This is a genomic window from Nonomuraea sp. NPDC049269, from assembly GCF_043197155.1.
GTDB lineage: Bacteria > Actinomycetota > Actinomycetes > Streptosporangiales > Streptosporangiaceae > Nonomuraea.
On sequence record NZ_JBICSO010000007.1, the window covers coordinates 771,363 to 787,741 of the forward strand.

Genomic DNA, 16,379 nt, shown 5'->3' on the forward strand with positions numbered 1-16,379 from the left:
GCGACCGATCAGACGTCACCGGGCTTCGGCGTGGCGGCCTTGGCGCCGCGGCCCGAGGGAGCGGCGGCCGGGGCGGGGGGTGCCGCGGGGGCCTCGGCGGGAGCGTCGAGGCGGGGGCCAACGCCGAGCTTGTCCTTGATCTTCTTCTCGATCTCGTTGGACATGTCGGGGTGGTTCTTCAGGAAGTTGCGGGCGTTTTCCTTGCCCTGGCCGAGCTGGTCGCCCTCGTAGGTGTACCAGGCGCCGGACTTGCGGACGAAGCCGTGCTCGACGCCCATGTCGATGAGGCCGCCCTCGCGGGAGACGCCCACGCCGTAGAGGATGTCGAAGTCGGCGACCCGGAAGGGCGGGGCCATCTTGTTCTTGACGACCTTGACCCTCGTGCGGTTGCCGACCGCCTCCGTGCCGTCCTTGAGCGTCTCGATGCGGCGGATGTCGAGGCGGACCGAGGCGTAGAACTTGAGCGCCTTGCCACCGGTCGTGGTCTCGGGCGAGCCGAACATGACGCCGATCTTCTCGCGGAGCTGGTTGATGAAGATGGCGGTGGTGCCGGTGTTGCTGAGCGCGCCGGCGACCTTGCGCAGGGCCTGGGACATCAGGCGGGCCTGGAGGCCGACGTGGCTGTCGCCCATCTCGCCCTCGATTTCCGCCTTGGGAACCAGCGCGGCCACCGAGTCGATGACGATGACGTCGACGGCGCCCGACCTGATCAGCATGTCGGCGATCTCGAGCGCCTGCTCACCCGTGTCGGGCTGGGAGACGAGCAGGGCGTCGGTGTCGACACCGAGCTTCTTGGCGTATTCGGGGTCGAGGGCGTGCTCGGCGTCGATGAACGCCGCGATGCCGCCCCCGCGCTGGGCATTGGCCACCGCGTGCAGGGCAATCGTGGTCTTACCCGAGGACTCCGGGCCGTAGATCTCGACGATCCTGCCACGCGGCAACCCTCCGATGCCCAGCGCGACGTCCAGGGAGATCGAACCCGTGGGGATCACTTCGATGGGGGCTCGGACTTCGTCACCGAGGCGCATGACGGAGCCCTTGCCGAACTGCCTCTCGATCTGAGCGAGGGCGGTCTCGAGGGCCTTCTCGCGGTCGTTGATAGCCATGGGAACTCCCCCTGGAGGGTTGTGGTCCGATCAGTCGAGTGAAAGCTACGGCCTGCCACCGACAGTTTTGCGGAGTCGTTGGTTGGAGGGCGCGGCCTGGCAGGTTCCATGGTAGCCGAACGGCTGTTCGATCACATCCGGAACACGCAGTTCACGGCAGGGAAGTCAGGCTCGATCGCCGACGAAGCAGAACTCGTTGCCTTCCGGGTCGGCCATGACCTGGAAGGAGCCTTGGTCGTCGGTCACCGTCTCCCCGATCCGCGTGGCGCCCAGCCCCAGCGCCCGGGTGATGGCGGGCACGATGGCCTCGACCTCGATGTCCAGGTGCAACCGGTTCTTCATGGTCTTGTCCTCGGCAACCGGCTGGAACGCCAGCCGTACGGCTCCGGGAAGTTCGATGTGAGACCAACCCCGGGCACGATCCACCGGGTCGCCACCGAGCAGGGCGGCCCAGAAGCGGACCAGGCTCCGCGGGTCCCGGCAATCCACCACGATCTGGCCAAGGCGCGTACGCATGACGGCCAGGGTAGCGACCACGTCGAGCGGCACCGGCCGCACAACAGACATTCATAGGCAATGCGCCGTACGTGTTGTCACACCCCATGAGCTGGGGAGACTCTGAACCAGAGGCTTGGAGGCGGCGACGTGACGAGCAGCACGTACACCGGAGAACGACGCGCCCACCTGGAAGCGCTCGCCGCGTTGTTGCCCGGCCACGGGCTGGCGAGCCGCATGGTCGGCGGTGCGGAGCCGGTGCTGTGGGCGTGGTATCCCCGCACCGGCAGGCAGACGCTCGTCTTCGCCATCCCCGGGCGCCGTGGGTGGGAGTTTCTGTGGTCGCCCGGCGGTCAGGGCACCGCCGACGACCTGCCCCAGACGGTCCGAGCGCTGAAGGAGAGCATGGATCCGGGGATCTAGCGGAGCCGGGAGGAGACGTTTTCTACCTGGCAGACCGCGCGCCAGACGGTCTTGGCGCTCTCGCCGTCCGCCAGCGCCTGGTCGACCGTGCGCCCGTCGAGCGGGGCGATCACGTAGTCGCGGGCCCACGAGTCGGCGTACGACTCGCCGAAGTGGGCACGCATCCTTCTCCAGAACTCGGTCAGGCGCATCACCCAAGTATGGAACCGCGGCAAGAGTGGTAGGACACCCCCATGGCAAAGACCCCCAAGTCCTCCCCGCCCAAATCCGCCAAGTGCCGAGCCAACCGGACGAAGCGCCGTCAGCTCCGCTTAGCCCAGCGCTTAGCCGTACAACAGGAAAAATCCGAACGAGCCGAAAGGCACGCGGACATCAGGCAGGAACCTCGGGCGGGCACACCGCGGACGCGTAGAGCGTCGCGACGGTAGTTCACATCACGCGCGAGCCGTACATCTCCCCCAGATGGTCGGCGAGCAGCTCCAGCCGGGCGCCGTCGGGGTCCCTGAAGTAGATGGAGGCGCCGCTCTCGATCTGGTGCGGCACGCCGGCCATCTCCAGTTTGCCGCGCAGCCGTTCCCAGGTGGCGGGGTCGACGGAGATCGCGATGTGGTGCAGCCCGCCGAGCACCTCCTGGTAGGGGCCGAGGTCGAGGCCCGGGAAGTCGAAGAAGGCCAGCAGGTTCCCGTTGCCGATGTCGAAGAAGAAGTGGTTGGAGCCCTTGTAATCCCGGTTCTCGAAGATCTCCGTCAAGGGGAACTCAAGCAGCTCCTGGTAGAACTTGACCGTCCGCTCCACGTCCGACGACAGCAGGGCGAAGTGGTGCAGGCCGCGCGCGCTGCTCGACGGTCGGTGCGCTAATAGATAGCGCTCCCTGATGTCCTCGCGGCGGGTCTCAATGGCTGCGTAGTCGATGCCCACGATCGCTCTATGTCCGCAGCGCCCCCGCCTCAATCGCGTACCGCCGCCACAATGCGTTTTCTGTCGGTGCCGCGAGGCACTATGTGCTGGTGAGCTCGCTAGACCATTTCACCCACGGGACCAGGCAGTGGTTCGCCGGAGCGTTCGAGGCGCCCACGAGCGCGCAGGAGGGCGCGTGGGAGTCCATCGCGCGCGGCGACAACACGCTCGTGGTGGCTCCCACCGGGTCCGGCAAGACGCTGGCGGCTTTCCTGTGGTCGCTCGACCGGCTGGCCGCCGACCCCACCCGGGCAGCTCCGAAACAGGCCCATAAGGGGACCAAGGTCCTGTACGTCTCGCCGCTCAAGGCGCTAGCCGTCGACGTGGAGCGTAACCTGCGCGCCCCGCTGGCCGGGCTCAAGCAGACCGCGCGCCGGCTGGGCCTGCCGGTGCCGGACATCTCGGTGGCGATCCGCTCCGGCGACACCCCGGCCGAGGACCGCAGGCGGTTCGCCGCCAAGCCGTCCGACATCCTCATCACCACGCCGGAGTCGCTGTTCCTCCTGCTCACCAGCCAGGCGCGCGAGGCGTTGCGTGGCGTCGAGACGGTGATCGTCGACGAGGTGCACGCGGTGGCCGCCACCAAGCGCGGCGCGCACCTGGCGCTCAGCCTGGAGCGGCTCGACGCCCTGCTGGAGCGGCCCGCGCAGCGGATCGGGCTGTCGGCGACGGTGCGGCCGGTGAGTGAGGTCGCGGCGTTCCTGGGCGGGTCCCGTCCCGCGACGGTCGTGCAGCCGCCCTCCGACAAGCGCATCGAGGTCGAGGTGATCGTCCCGGTCGAGGACATGACCGAGATGGAGGGCAGGCCGGGGCCCGCCGACGGCGAGGAGCCCGAGCCGTCCAGCCGGTCGATCTGGCCGCACGTCGAGGACCGGCTGTTCGACCTGATCGAGGCCCACTCTTCGACGATCGTGTTCGCCAACTCCAGACGGCTGGCCGAACGCCTGTGCACCAGGCTCAACGAGCTGGCCTACGAGCGGGCGCAGGGGCCCGAGGCCGTCGATCTGTCGATCTGGGAGACGCCACTGCCGGGAGACCCGCCCCGGCGGCCGCCCGCCGAGATGATGGCGCAGGCCGGGGCGAGCAAGGGCGTGGTCACCGAGATCGTCCGCGCGCACCACGGCTCGGTGTCCAAGGAGGAACGGGCGCAGATCGAGGAGGCGCTCAAGTCGGGCCGGCTGCCCGCCGTGGTCGCGACGTCCAGCCTGGAGCTGGGCATCGACATGGGCGCGGTCGACCTGGTCGCCTGTGTGGAGGCGCCGCCGAGCGTGGCGAGCGGGCTGCAGCGCATCGGCCGGGCGGGTCACCAGGTGGGCGCGGTGTCCAGGGGAGTGATCTTCCCGAAATACCGCGGCGACCTGATCCAGACCGCCGTGGTGGCCGAACGCATGAAGAGCGGCCAGATCGAGGAGCTGCGCTACCCGCGTAACCCGCTCGACGTGCTGGCCCAGCAGATCGTGGCGATGACCGCGCTGGAGGAGTGGACGGTCGACGAGCTGGAGGCCGTGGTCAAACGGGCCGCCCCCTACGCGACGCTGCCGCGCACCGCGCTGGAGGCCACGCTCGACATGCTCGCGGGCCGCTACCCGAGCGAGGAGTTCGCCGAGCTGCGACCGCGTGTCGTCTGGGACCGGGTGACAGGCACGTTGCGGGGCCGTCCGGGCGCGCAGCGGCTGGCGGTGACCAACGGCGGCACGATCCCCGACCGCGGGCTGTTCGGCGTCTTCCTGGTGGGCGAGAAGGCGTCGCGGGTGGGCGAGCTGGACGAGGAGATGGTCTACGAGTCACGGGTCGGCGACGTGTTCGTGCTGGGTGCGACCTCCTGGCGGATCGAGGACATCACCACCGACCGGGTGCTCGTCTCCCCCGCGCCCGGTCAGCCGGGCAAGTTGCCGTTCTGGCACGGCGACACTCCGGGAAGACCCGCCGAGCTGGGCGAGGCGATCGGCGCGTTCCTCCGCGAACACGCCGGAAACACCTCGACCGACCGCATGCGGGCCGCCGGGCTCGACGCGTACGCCGCCGGCAACCTCCGCGCCTACCTCGACGAGCAGCGCGAGGCAACCGGCTACGTCCCCGACGACCGCACGCTCCTGGTCGAACGCTTCCACGACGAGCTCGGCGACTGGCGGGTGGTCATCCACTCCCCCTACGGCGCGCGGGTCCACGCCCCCTGGGCTCTGGCGATCAACCGGCGGCTGCGCGAGCGTTACGGCCTCGACGTGCAGGCCGTGCACTCCGACGACGGCATCGTGCTGCGGATCCCCGACACGCTGGCCGAGCCGCCCACCGACGTGGCGGCGTTCGACGCCGAGGAGATCGAGCGGATCGTCACCGAGGAGCTGGGCGGCTCGGCGATGTTCGCCTCCCGGTTCAGGGAGTGCGCGGGCCGGGCCCTGCTGCTGCCGCGCCGCGTGCCCGGCCGCCGCAGCCCGCTCTGGCAGCAGCGGCAGCGGGCCGCCCACCTGCTGGGGGTGGCGTCGCAGTACGCGTCGTTCCCGATCGTGCTGGAGACGATGCGCGAGTGCCTCCAGGACGTGTTCGACGTGCCGGGGCTGGTGCGGCTGATGCGTGACATCGCCGCGCGCCGGGTGCGGGTGGTGGAGGTGGAGACGTCGCAGGCGTCGCCGTTCGCCGCGTCGCTGCTGTTCCACTACATCGGCGCGTTCATGTACGAGGGCGACGCGCCACTGGCCGAACGCCGGGCCCAGGCGCTGGCGCTCGACACGACGCTGCTGGCCGAGCTGCTCGGCCAGGCCGACCTGCGCGAGTTGCTCGACCCCGACGTCATCTCCGACAGCGAACGCGAGCTGGCCCGGCTCGACCGGCCGTTGCGTGACGCCGAGGACCTGGCCGACCTGCTGCGCTCGCACGGGCCGCTGCTGGTGCCCGACGTGAGCGTACGCGGCGGCGATCCCGCCTGGCTGACGGAGCTCGAACGGGCCCGCCGGGCGATCAGGGTGCGGATCGCGGGCGAGGAGCAGTGGGCGGCGATCGAGGACGCGGCCCGGCTGCGCGACGCGCTGGGCGCGCCGCTGCCGGTGGGGATCCCGCACGTGTTCCTGGAGCCGGTCGCCGACCCGCTGGCCGACCTCGTGGCCCGCCATGCCCGTACGCGCGGGCCCTTCCACGCCGGCACTGCCGCCGCCAGGTTCGGGCTCGGTGTGGCCGTGGTGACCGACGCCCTGCGGCGGCTGGCGGCGGCTGGGCGGGTGGTCAGCGGGGAGTTCCGGCCGGGCGGCCGGGGCGAGGAGTGGTGCGACGCCGGTGTGCTGCGGATGCTGCGGCGCAGGTCGCTGGCCCGGCTGCGCAAGGAGGTCGAGCCCGTCGCGCCCGAGACGCTCGCGCTGTTCATGCCGGCCTGGCACGGCATCAGCGGCTCGGCCCAGGCGCCACGCGGCGCGGCCGGGTCCGCTGGTTCGGCTGGGTCGGCTCGGGCCATGGACGCGTTGATCCACAGCGTCGAGCAGCTCCAGGGCGCCGCCGTGCCCGCGTCGGCGTTGGAGACGCTGGTGCTGCCGTCGCGGGTGCCCGGCTACCACCCGGCGCTGCTCGACGAGCTGACCGCCTCGGGTGAGGTGATGTGGGCGGGCCAGGGGTCGCTCCCCGGCGGGGACGGGTGGGTGTCGCTCTACTTCGCCGACACCGCGCCGCTGCTGCTGCCCGAGCCCGGCCCGATCACGATGACGCCGCTGCACGAGCAGGTGCTCGACGTGCTGGGCGGCGGCGGGGCGCTGTTCTTCCGGGGCATCTCCGACCAGCTCGGCTCGCTCGACGACACGGCACTGGTGTCGGCGCTGTGGGATCTGGTGTGGTCGGGCCAGGTGTCCGGTGACACGCTCGCGCCGCTGCGGGCCACGCTCGGGTCGGGACGTCCCGCGCACCGGCCGGCCACCACCCGCCGGCGGCGGGCCGTGCTGCCGAGCAGGACCGGCCCGCCCACCGTGGGCGGGCGGTGGTGGCGGCTTCCCGCACCCGCCGAGGACGCCACCCAGCGGGCGCAGGCGCAGGCCGAGGTGCTGCTCGAACGGCACGGGGTGGTGACGCGGGGCGCGGTGACGTCTGAGCGGCTGCCTGGCGGGTTCACGCCGGTCTATCAGGTGTTGCGGGCTTACGAGGAGAGCGGGCGGTGCCGCCGGGGCTACTTCGTCGAGGGGCTCGGGGGCGCGCAGTTCGCGCTGCCGGGAGCGGTGGACCGGATGCGGGCCATGGCTCCGAGCATCGCGCCGACCAGCCCGGCCTCGAGCGATCCCGCGGGGACCTTCGGGCGGGCGGGCGGCGGTGACGGGAGCGCGGTGCGCAGAGCGGTCGTGCTGGCCGCCGCCGATCCGGCCAACCCCTATGGAGCGGCGCTGCCGTGGCCGGCGCATCCCGGCGAGGTGGGGCACAAGCCCGGCAGGAAGGCGGGCGCGCTGGTGGTGCTGGTGGACGGATTCCTCGTGCTGTACGTCGAGCGGGGCGGCAAGACGCTGCTGTCGTTCGCCGACGACGAGCGGCTGCGGCCGGCCGTGGACGCGCTGGCGCTGGCCGTACGGGATGGGGCGCTCGGCAAGCTGACCGTCGAGCGGGCGGACGGCACCTCGATCGGCGAGTCGCCGCTGGCCGCGGCACTGGAGGAAGCCGGGTTCCACCCGACACCCCGAGGTCTGCGGCTGCGTGCCTGACCGCACGATTCCACGACCGCCCCGGAAACCGCCGTAACTTGTATACGATTAGCCGTCAAATGACTGATCTGACACTGGGCGGCGCCCATCTCCCCCTCCGCGATCAAGTGACCGCGGAGATCCGCCGGCTCATCATCTCCGGCGAGCTCGCCCAGGGTGAACGCCTGGTCGAGGACCGGCTCGCCGCGCGGTTGGGGGTGTCGCGCAACCCGGTACGCGAGTCCATCCGGGTCCTCGCCGCCGAGGGGTTCGTGCTGGTGATCCCCCGGATCGGCGCCACCGTGGCGCGACTGTCGCCGGCGGAGGCCGAGGAGCTCTTCGACGTGCGGATGGCGATCGAGGGGCTGGCTGCCCGGCTGGCGGCGCGCAAACGTACCCCGGAGACGGCCGCGCGGCTGCGTAAGGTGCTCGACTCGGCCAAGGAGGCCGTCGAGGGCGGCCGGCTCGAACGGGTGGCCGACCTCAACACCGCCTTCCACCTGGCCGTGGGTGAGGTGGCGGGCAATTCCTACCTCAACCTGATGATGGCGCCGATGCTGCTGCGGGCCCAGTGGGTGTTCCGCCAGACCGCCGCCGTACGCGGACCGCACTCCTGGTCGGAGCACCTGAGTCTGTGCGAGGCCATCGCGGCGGGCGACGAGGACGAGGCCCAGGCCAGGGCGGTCGCGCACGTAGCCGCGGCCAGGAGGTCGTTCCTGGCTGCGGTAAAAGTCCCGAACGATTAGAAAACGCTCATATAACAACATGACTTGACGAAACACCATCGAAATCTAGGTTCTTGTATACAGTCTCCTAAAGTTCGCTCCCCCGGAGGCATCATGAGACCCAGGCTGGTCTTGACGCTCGCCGTACTCCCCATAGCTCTGGCCGCTTGCGGTGGAGGCGGTTCTGGCGGCACCCCCGTCGCCCCGTCCGTAGCCGACGCCACGGCCGACAACCGGGCCGTCAAGAGCGGCGGCACCCTGAACATCGCGCTCAACGCCGACCCCGACGCGCTCGACCCGAGCGTGTCCACCACGCTGGTGGGCCGCGAGGTGTTCGCGAGCATGTGCGAGAAGCTCTTCGACATCGACGCGCAGGCCACGCTGGTGCCGCAGCTGGCGGCCGCCCTGCCCGCCGTCTCGGACGACGGCAAGGAGGTGACCATCAAGCTGCGCGCGGGGCTGAAGTTCAACGACGGCACCGCGTTCGACGCGGAGGCGGTCAAGAAGTCGCTGGACCGCCACCGGACCTGGGAGAAGTCGGCCCGCCAGGCCGACCTGGCCGCCGTGTCGAAGGTGAGCGTGGTCGATCCGGCCACCGTCAAGCTCACACTGGCACGCGCGTTCACGCCGCTGACGGCGCAGCTCGCCGACCGCGCCGGAATGATCATGTCGCCCAAGGCGCTGGAGACGGGCGGTGACAACTTCGGCGCGAGCCCGGTGTGCGTCGGGCCGTTCAAGTTCGCGAGTCGCACCTCCGGCAGCCAGATCGTGCTGGACAAGGCGCCCGACTACTACGACGCCGCCAAGGTGAAGCTGGACAAGCTCGTATACAAAATCATCGTCGACCCGAACGTACGGGCCGCGAACCTGAAGTCCGGCGACGTCCAGGTGGCCGACCAGCTCGCCACCACCACGGTCAAGGGCGTACAGGCCGACCCGAACCTCACCGTCGTGTCCGGCGGCGGGCTCGGCTACTACGGCCTCACGATCAACACTGGCAACGCCCATGGCTCCACCGAGAAGCCGGGCCCGGTCAACACCCCGCTGGCCAAGAGCCCGCAGCTGCGCGAGGCGTTCGAACTGGCGCTGGACCGCGACCAGATCAACAAGACCGTCTACAACGGCCTGTACGAGCCCGACTGCTTCCCGCTCCCCGCCGACAGCCCCTACCGCTCGCCTTCGCTCCAGTGCGCCAAGCGCGACCTGGCCAAGGCCAAGCAGCTCGTGCAGGCCTCCGGTGTGCCGACGCCCATCCCGGTCACGATGACCACGCCCAACGACGCCACCAACCAGCGCCTGGCCCAGGTCGTCCAGCAGATGACCAAGGAGGCCGGGTTCAACGTCACCGTGCAGACGGCCGAGTTCGTCAGCACGCTGGAGCAGGGCAAGGCCGGCAAGTTCGACACCGTGCTCAACGGCTGGTCGGGCCGGGTGGACCCGGACGGCAACCTGTCGAACCTGATCACCAGCCGCGGCAGCAACAACTACAGCGGCATGTCCGACCCCGGCATCGACGACCCGATCAAGGAGGCCGCGGCGGCCACGGAGCCGGCCCAGCGTGCCGAGCTGTACGCCAAGGCGCTGCAGCGGGCGGCCGAGGTACGCGGGGTCCTGTACCTCTACCACAACAAGTACTACCTGGGCATGAACAAGACCGTCGCCGGTGTCCAGTACTTCAAGGATGGCCTGCCCCGCTTCGTCACCGCTGGGTTCGCCGGCTGATGGTCTGGTTCATCCTCCGCAGGGCGGGATCGGCGGTGATCGTGCTGTTCCTGGCCAGCATCCTGATCTTCCTCGGGATCAGGGCGCTGCCCGGGGACCCGGCCGTGGTGATGGCGGGCGAGGAGGCCTCGCCCGCGGTGGTCGAGGCGATCCGGCACGAGTTCGGCCTGGACAAGCCGCTGCCGGCGCAATACGTCGACTACGTGGGCCAGACCCTGTCCGGCAATCTCGGCCGTTCCACCCAGGACCAGTTGCCGGTGGCCGGCATCCTCGCCGAGCGGCTGCCGGTGACGCTGGAGCTGTCGGCTCTGGCGCTGCTGGTGGCGATCGTCGTGGGTGTGGGCGCGGGCATCGTGGCCGCGGTGCGGCGGGGCCGGCTGCCCGACTACGTGGCCACCGGCTTCGGCCTGGCCGGGCTGTCCGTGCCGCACTTCTGGCTGGGCCTGCTCGGCATCCTGCTGTTCGCGGTGACGCTGCGCTGGCTGCCCGCCTCCGGTTATGTCCCGTTCACCCAGGACCCCGGCCAGAACCTCCAGCGCATGATCCTGCCCGCGCTGGTGCTCGGCACCGGGTTCGCGGCGATCCTGATGCGCCAGACGCGCTCGGCCATGCTGGGCGCGCTGTCGGCCGACTACGTGCGGACCGCCCGGTCCAAGGGCCTGTCGGAGGCCAAGGTGGTGGGCGCGCACGCGCTGCGCAACAGCCTCACGACCGTGGTGACCGTCCTCGGCCTGCAACTCGGCGCGCTGATCAGCGGCGCGGTGGTGACGGAGCAGATCTTCGTCATCCCCGGTTTCGGCAAGCTGACCGTCGACGCGGTGCTCACCAGGAACTACCCCGTCATCCAGGCCGTGGTGCTGGTCACGGTGATCGGGTACGTGCTGGTCAACCTGCTGGTCGACATCGCGTACGCCTTCCTCAACCCACGCATCCGGCTGTCGGGAGGCAGGCATGACTGACGTGGCGGTCGTACCGGTGGCCACGACGGGCCGCGCCGATCGGCGCCGCAGGTTGTGGCGACGCTTCAGGCGGCGCCCGATGCCGATGGCGGGGCTGGTGCTCGTCGCCGGGTTCCTGCTGCTGGCGCTGCTCGGGCCGGGGCTCACGGGCGATCCGTCGGCGCAGGACTACAACGCGACGCTCGCGCCGCCGTCGGGGGCACACCCGCTCGGCACCGACGACCTGGGCCGGGACGCCCTGGCCAGGATCGCGCACGGCGCGCAGGTCTCGCTGCAGGCGGGGGTGCTGTCGACGCTGCTGGCCATGGTGGTCGGCATCCCGATCGGGCTGGTCGCCGGGTTCTACCGGCGCTGGCTGGACCCGGTCGTGATGCGGCTGGTCGACGTGACGCTGGCCTTCCCGTTCCTGGTGTTCGCCGTGGGCCTGGCGGCGATCATCGGGCCCTCGCTGAAGGGCGTGGTGCTGGCGCTCGGCTTCTCCCAGTTGCCGGCGGTCGTCCGGATCACCCGCGGCGAGGTGCTGGCGATCAGGGAGATGGACTACGTGGCCGCGGCCATCGCCGACGGCGCCGGCGACCGCCACATCCTGCTCCGCTACGTGCTGCCGAACTGCTCCAGCCCGCTCATCGTGCAGGCCACGGTGGCGATCCCGGCGGCGATCATCGGTGAGTCGACCCTGTCGTTCCTGGGCCTGGGGGTCCAGCCGCCGACGCCGTCGTGGGGCGTGATGCTCACCACCGCCCAGCAGTACCTCGACGTCGCGCCGTGGCTGGCGATCTGGCCGGGGCTGATGATCGCGCTGGCCACGCTCGGCTTCAACCTGCTGGGCGATGGGCTGCGTGACGTTCTCGACCCGAGGAGTGGCCGATGAGCCTGCTCGAGATCACCGACCTGACCGTCGACTTCGACACCGAGGACGGCCTGGTCCAGGCGGTCAGGGGCATCTCGCTCGAACTGGGCGAGGGCGAGATCCTGGCGCTCTGCGGCGAGTCGGGCTGCGGCAAGTCGGTCACCGCGATGTCCGTGCCGAGGCTGCTGCCGCCGGAGACGACCAGGCTGTCGGGCTCGGTCAAGCTCGACGGCCGCGAGCTGACCACGCTGCCCGAGTCGCGAATGCGGCAGATCAGGGGCAAGGACGTCTCCGTCGTCTTCCAGGAGCCGATGACCTCGCTCAACCCGTCGTTCACGGTCGGCTACCAGATCACCGAGGTGCTGCGCAGGCACGAGGGGCTCTCCCGCAGGGCCGCCGGGGCCCGCGCGGTGGAGCTGCTCGAATTGGTCGGCATCCCGCTGCCCGCCCGGCGGGTCAAGGAGTACCCGCACCAGCTCTCGGGCGGCATGCGCCAGCGGGTGATGATCGCGATCGCGGTGGCCTGCTCACCGCGGGTGCTGATCGCCGACGAGCCCACGACCGCGCTGGACGTGACGATCCAGGCGGGCGTGCTCGACGTGTTCCGCGACCTGCGCGACCGGCTCGGCACCGCGGTCATCCTGATCACCCATGACCTGGGCGTGGTCGCCGACATCGCCGACCGGGCGGTGGTCATGTACGCGGGCCGGGCCGTGGAGCAGGCGCCCGTCGCCGAGCTGTTCGCCCGGCCGCGCCATCCGTACACTCTCGGCCTGATGAACGCCCTGCCGTCGGCCGCCGTGAACGGCCGGCTCGCCGAGATCCCCGGCATGGTGCCTTCGCCGCTGACGGATCCCGACGAGTGCGCCTTCCAGGCGCGCTGCGACCGCGCGCAGCCCGACTGCCGCCTGCGACGGCCTCAGCTCGAACCTCAGCTGCTGGACGCTCATCTGGCGGCCTGCTTCCACCCGGGAGGGCAGTCGTGATCCTGGAGATCGACAATCTGGTCAAGCACTACGGCCAGGTCCGCGCCGTGGACGGCCTGTCGCTGAGCATCGGCGAGGGCGAGGTGCTGGGTCTCGTCGGCGAGTCGGGCAGCGGCAAGTCGACCGTGGGCAAGTGCGTGCTGCGGCTGACCGAGCCCACCTCGGGCGGCATCCGCCTCGACGGCCGCGACATCACCCACCTGTCGCGCCGGGCCATGCGCCCGTTGCGGAGGGATGTCCACATCGTCTTCCAGGACCCGTACTCCTCGCTCAACCCGCGCTTCACGATCGAGCAGATCGTCGGCGAGCCGCTGCTGCACCACGGGCTCGCGAGCCGGCGCGAGGCGGGCGGGCGGGTCGCCGCCATGCTGGAGCAGGTGGGGCTGCGCCCCGAGATGCGGACGCGCTTCCCGCACGAGCTGTCCGGCGGGCAGCGGCAGCGGGTGGGACTGGCCCGCGCGCTGATCCTTGAGCCCAAGCTGGTGGTGGCCGACGAGCCGGTGTCCGCGCTGGACGTGTCGGTGCAGGCGTCGGTGCTCAACCTGATCACCGACCTGCAGCGGGAGATGGGCTTCTCCTGCCTGTTCATCACCCATGACCTGTCGGTGGTGGAGTTCCTGGCCGACCGGATCGCGGTCATGTACCTGGGCAAGATCGTGGAGTCGGGGCCGACGGCCCAGATCTTCGCCGAACCCCGCCACCCCTACACGCAGGCGCTGCTGTCGGCGGCACCGGTGGCCGACCCGGTCAGGCAGCGCGAGCGGCGCCGGATCGTGCTGGGCGGCGACGTGCCGAGCCCGGTCGATCCGCCGTCCGGCTGCCGCTTCCACACCCGGTGCCCGCTGGCGTACGACGCCTGCCGTACGAGCGAGCCCGAACTGACAGACCCGCGTACGAGCGGCCATCCGGTCGCCTGCCACCTGGTCACGGCGGACCACGTGCCCGACGCGGCCGCCACCCGATGAGAGGACGCACTTTGTTCACCACCAGGCCCGAGCTGACCGGAGACTTCGGCATGGTGGCCAGCACGCACTGGCTGGCCTCCGCTACCGGCATGGGCGTACTCGAACGCGGCGGCAACGCCTTCGACGCGGCCGTCGCCGCCGGGTTCGTCCTTCAGGTGGCCGAGCCGCACCTGAACGGGCCCGGTGGCGAGGTGCCGATCCTGCTGTGGAGCCAGGAGGAGGAGCGGGTGTCGGTCGTCTGCGGGCAGGGCGTCTCCCCCGCCGCGGCCACGATCGACCGGTTCACCGGCCTCGGGCTCGACGTGGTGCCCGGCACCGGGCTGCTGGCGGCCACCGTGCCCGGGGCGTTCGGCGGCTGGATGGAGATGCTGGAGCGCTGGGGCACCTGGACGCTGGCCGACGTGCTCGAACCCGCCATCCACTACGCCACGCGCGGCGTCCCGGTGCTCGACAGGATCGCCGCCACGGTCTCGTCGGTCGAGCGGCTCTTCCTCGAGGACTGGCCGACGTCGGCCGCGACCTGGCTGCCCCACGGCAAGGTGCCTGGCGCCAAGCTGACCAATCCGGTGCTCGCCGCCACCTACCGCAGGCTCGTCTCCGAGGCGGAAGCGGCGTCGAGCACCCGCGAGGGGCAGATCGCGGCCGCCCGCGACGCCTGGTACCGGGGGTTCGTCGCCGAGGCGATCGCCGCGTTCAGCGCCGGCACCGCCTGGCGCGACAGCTCGGGCGAGGCGCACGGCGGCCTGCTCACCGGCGACGACCTGGCGGGCTGGTCGGCCTCGGTCGAGGACCCGGTCACCTTCGACTACCACGGGCACACGGTGTGCAAGACCAGGCCGTGGGGGCAGGGGCCGGTCTTCCTGCAGCAACTCGCCCTGCTGTCCGGGTTCGACCTGGACGGGATGGGGCAGCTCAGCGCCGACTACGTGCACACGGTGATCGAGAGCGCCAAGCTCGCCTTCGCCGATCGTGAGGCCTGGTACGGCGACACCGAGGTGCCGATGGCCGACCTGCTCGACGAGGAGTACAACGCCAAGCGGCGCGCCCTCATCGGCGCCGAGGCCAGTGTGGAGCTGCAGCCGGGCGCGCCCCGTGGGCGCACGCCGCGACTGCCCGCGTTCCCCGCCCCCGGCACGGTCAGCACCGCGCCGGGCATCTCGGGTGTACGGTCCGGGGTGGGCGAGCCCACGGTCGGCTCCGACGGTTCCACCCGTGGCGACACCTGCCACCTGGACGTCGTGGACCGGCACGGCAACATGGTCTCCGCCACGCCGAGCGGCGGCTGGCTGCAGAGCTCGCCCACCATTCCCGAGCTGGGCTTCTGCCTGGGCACCCGGGCGCAGATGTTCTGGCTGCAGGAGGGGCTGCCCGCCTCGCTGCGGCCGGGAACGCGGCCGCGCACCACGCTGTCGCCGTCGTTCGCGCTGCGCGACGGCAAGCCGTGGCTGGCGTTCGGCACACCCGGCGGCGACCAGCAGGACCAGTGGAGCGTGAACTTCTTCCTCTCCGTCGTCCACGGCGGGCTGAACCTGCAGGAGGCCGTCGACGCCCCCATGTTCCACTCCGAGCACTTCCCCAGCTCGTTCTACCCGCGCGGCTCCCGGCCCGGCGTCATGCACGTCGAGAACCGGGTGGACCCGGCGGTGGTCGCCGAGCTGCGGCGGCGTGGCCACCAGGTGGAGGTCCAGGGACCCTGGACGCTCGGCAGGCTCAGCGCGGTCGCACGTGACGGCGACTTCCTCAAGGCCGCCGCCAACCCGCGCGGGGCCCAGGGCTACGCGGCCGGCCGATGATCGAGCTCTCCGAGATCGCCTTCCTGGCGGGCGCGGGGCTGCTGGCCGGGGCGGTCAACGCCCTGGCCGGCGGGGGCACCCTCATCTCCTTCCCCGCGTTACTGGCGCTCGGCTATCCGAGCATCACCGCCTCGGTGACGAACGCGGTGGCGCTGTGGCCCGGCTACCTGGGCGGCGTCCTGGGCTACCGGGCCGAGCTGCGCGGGCAGCGGCGCCGGGCCACGGTCCTGTCGGCCACCGCCGTGCTCGGCGCGATCGCGGGCAGCTCGCTGCTGCTGCTCACGCCGGGACGGCTGTTCGACTCGCTGGTGCCGTGGCTGGTGGCCTTCGCCAGCCTGGCGCTGCTGGCCCAGCCTTGGCTGCGTAAGCGCTTCGAGGGCGACGGTCGGCAGGGCGCCGGCAGGCTGATCTACGTCGGGGTGTTCCTCGGCGGGTGTTACGGCGCCTACTTCAACGGCGGCATGGGGGTGCTGCTGCTGGCGGTGCTCGCGCTGTTCCTGCATGACAACCTGCATCGGGTCAACGCCGTGCGGGCCACGCTGTCGCTGGTGATCAGCACGGTGTCGGTGGTGGCGTTCTCGCTGTTCGGGCCGGTCCGGTGGGAGGCGGTGGCGGTGGTCGCGCCGGCCAGCCTGGCGGGTGGCTTCCTCGGCACCCGCGTGGCCCGGCTGATGCCTCCCGCGGTGCTGCGCGGCGTCGTGGTCGTCTTCGGGCTGGGCGTCGCCACGCTGCTCGCCCTGCGCTGAACCCGCGTG

14 protein-coding genes are annotated in these 16,379 nt (G+C 71.2%); 10 read left to right on the forward strand and 4 right to left on the reverse strand.

Going from position 1 to position 16,379, the window contains the following annotated elements; genetic code table 11:
• Window positions 1-8 precede the first annotated feature (8 nt).
• Window positions 9-1,106, reverse strand: a complete 1,098-nt coding sequence (recA, locus tag ACGFNP_RS39125; protein ID WP_358336215.1) for a recombinase RecA — start codon at window positions 1,104-1,106, stop codon at window positions 9-11.
• A 165-nt stretch (window positions 1,107-1,271) separates the two neighbouring features.
• A complete protein-coding gene (locus tag ACGFNP_RS39130; RefSeq protein ID WP_358336212.1) occupies window positions 1,272-1,622 on the reverse strand; it encodes a VOC family protein in 351 nt (116 codons plus the stop codon).
• 129 nt (window positions 1,623-1,751) lie between these two features.
• Here ACGFNP_RS39130 and ACGFNP_RS39135 point away from each other — a divergent pair, with 129 nt between their 5' ends.
• Window positions 1,752-2,024, forward strand: a complete 273-nt coding sequence (locus tag ACGFNP_RS39135) for a hypothetical protein (RefSeq protein WP_358336209.1) — start codon at window positions 1,752-1,754, stop codon at window positions 2,022-2,024.
• Here the strand turns inward: ACGFNP_RS39135 and ACGFNP_RS39140 are convergent.
• Together ACGFNP_RS39140 and ACGFNP_RS39145 are read right to left on the reverse strand one after the other, a co-directional pair.
• Entirely contained in the window at window positions 2,021-2,215 is a 195-nt protein-coding gene (locus ACGFNP_RS39140) for a DUF3046 domain-containing protein (protein ID WP_214638510.1), read from the reverse strand. The genes ACGFNP_RS39135 and ACGFNP_RS39140 overlap by 4 nt on opposite strands.
• Window positions 2,216-2,453: 238 nt before the next feature.
• Window positions 2,454-2,942, reverse strand: coding sequence for a VOC family protein (locus ACGFNP_RS39145; RefSeq protein WP_358336206.1), 489 nt, complete (start codon window positions 2,940-2,942; stop codon window positions 2,454-2,456).
• Window positions 2,943-3,031: 89 nt separating this feature from the next.
• On the opposite strand from ACGFNP_RS39145, the gene ACGFNP_RS39150 reads away from it, so the two are divergent.
• From ACGFNP_RS39150 to ACGFNP_RS39190, 9 genes are all read left to right on the forward strand, one after another.
• Window positions 3,032-7,645, forward strand: coding sequence for an ATP-dependent helicase (locus ACGFNP_RS39150; protein ID WP_393327444.1), 4,614 nt, complete (start codon window positions 3,032-3,034; stop codon window positions 7,643-7,645).
• A 59-nt stretch (window positions 7,646-7,704) separates the two neighbouring features.
• The gene (locus ACGFNP_RS39155; protein ID WP_358336200.1) at window positions 7,705-8,370 is read left to right on the forward strand and encodes a GntR family transcriptional regulator; all 666 of its coding nucleotides are present in this window, start codon (window positions 7,705-7,707) and stop codon (window positions 8,368-8,370) included.
• A 93-nt stretch (window positions 8,371-8,463) separates the two neighbouring features.
• Window positions 8,464-10,071 (forward strand): ABC transporter substrate-binding protein, encoded by a 1,608-nt coding sequence (locus ACGFNP_RS39160; protein WP_358336197.1) that lies wholly within the window; start codon window positions 8,464-8,466, stop codon window positions 10,069-10,071.
• On the forward strand, window positions 10,071-11,030 hold the full coding sequence (locus tag ACGFNP_RS39165) for an ABC transporter permease (RefSeq protein ID WP_358336194.1): 960 nt from the start codon (window positions 10,071-10,073) through the stop codon (window positions 11,028-11,030). The genes ACGFNP_RS39160 and ACGFNP_RS39165 overlap by 1 nt, the downstream gene beginning before the upstream one ends.
• Window positions 11,023-11,901, forward strand: coding sequence for an ABC transporter permease (locus ACGFNP_RS39170; RefSeq protein ID WP_393327449.1), 879 nt, complete (start codon window positions 11,023-11,025; stop codon window positions 11,899-11,901). Before ACGFNP_RS39165 ends, ACGFNP_RS39170 begins: the two co-directional genes overlap by 8 nt.
• Window positions 11,898-12,866: an ABC transporter ATP-binding protein gene (locus ACGFNP_RS39175; protein ID WP_393327452.1), complete on the forward strand. Its 969-nt coding sequence runs from the start codon at window positions 11,898-11,900 to the stop codon at window positions 12,864-12,866. Before ACGFNP_RS39170 ends, ACGFNP_RS39175 begins: the two co-directional genes overlap by 4 nt.
• Window positions 12,863-13,831, forward strand: a complete 969-nt coding sequence (locus tag ACGFNP_RS39180) for an ABC transporter ATP-binding protein (protein WP_393327454.1) — start codon at window positions 12,863-12,865, stop codon at window positions 13,829-13,831. Before ACGFNP_RS39175 ends, ACGFNP_RS39180 begins: the two co-directional genes overlap by 4 nt.
• Window positions 13,828-15,624, forward strand: a complete 1,797-nt coding sequence (locus ACGFNP_RS39185) for a gamma-glutamyltransferase family protein (RefSeq protein WP_393327457.1) — start codon at window positions 13,828-13,830, stop codon at window positions 15,622-15,624. The genes ACGFNP_RS39180 and ACGFNP_RS39185 overlap by 4 nt, the downstream gene beginning before the upstream one ends.
• Complete coding sequence (locus ACGFNP_RS39190; protein ID WP_393327459.1) at window positions 15,621-16,370, forward strand: sulfite exporter TauE/SafE family protein; 750 nt, start codon at window positions 15,621-15,623, stop codon at window positions 16,368-16,370. Before ACGFNP_RS39185 ends, ACGFNP_RS39190 begins: the two co-directional genes overlap by 4 nt.
• The last annotated feature ends 9 nt before the right edge of the window (window positions 16,371-16,379 follow it).

Bases quoted from the DNA above. Each gene is read 5' to 3' on its own strand.
- recA (WP_358336215.1), bottom strand. From the start codon at position 1,106: ATGGCTATCAACGACCGCGAGAAGGCCCTCGAGACCGCCCTCGCTCAG.
- ACGFNP_RS39130 (WP_358336212.1), bottom strand. From the start codon at position 1,622: ATGCGTACGCGCCTTGGCCAGATCGTGGTGGATTGCCGGGACCCGCGG.
- ACGFNP_RS39140 (WP_214638510.1), bottom strand. From the start codon at position 2,215: ATGCGCCTGACCGAGTTCTGGAGAAGGATGCGTGCCCACTTCGGCGAG.
- ACGFNP_RS39155 (WP_358336200.1), top strand. From the start codon at position 7,705: ATGACTGATCTGACACTGGGCGGCGCCCATCTCCCCCTCCGCGATCAA.
- ACGFNP_RS39160 (WP_358336197.1), top strand. From the start codon at position 8,464: ATGAGACCCAGGCTGGTCTTGACGCTCGCCGTACTCCCCATAGCTCTG.
- ACGFNP_RS39165 (WP_358336194.1), top strand. From the start codon at position 10,071: ATGGTCTGGTTCATCCTCCGCAGGGCGGGATCGGCGGTGATCGTGCTG.
- ACGFNP_RS39170 (WP_393327449.1), top strand. From the start codon at position 11,023: ATGACTGACGTGGCGGTCGTACCGGTGGCCACGACGGGCCGCGCCGAT.
- ACGFNP_RS39175 (WP_393327452.1), top strand. From the start codon at position 11,898: ATGAGCCTGCTCGAGATCACCGACCTGACCGTCGACTTCGACACCGAG.
- ACGFNP_RS39185 (WP_393327457.1), top strand. From the start codon at position 13,828: ATGAGAGGACGCACTTTGTTCACCACCAGGCCCGAGCTGACCGGAGAC.
- ACGFNP_RS39190 (WP_393327459.1), top strand. From the start codon at position 15,621: ATGATCGAGCTCTCCGAGATCGCCTTCCTGGCGGGCGCGGGGCTGCTG.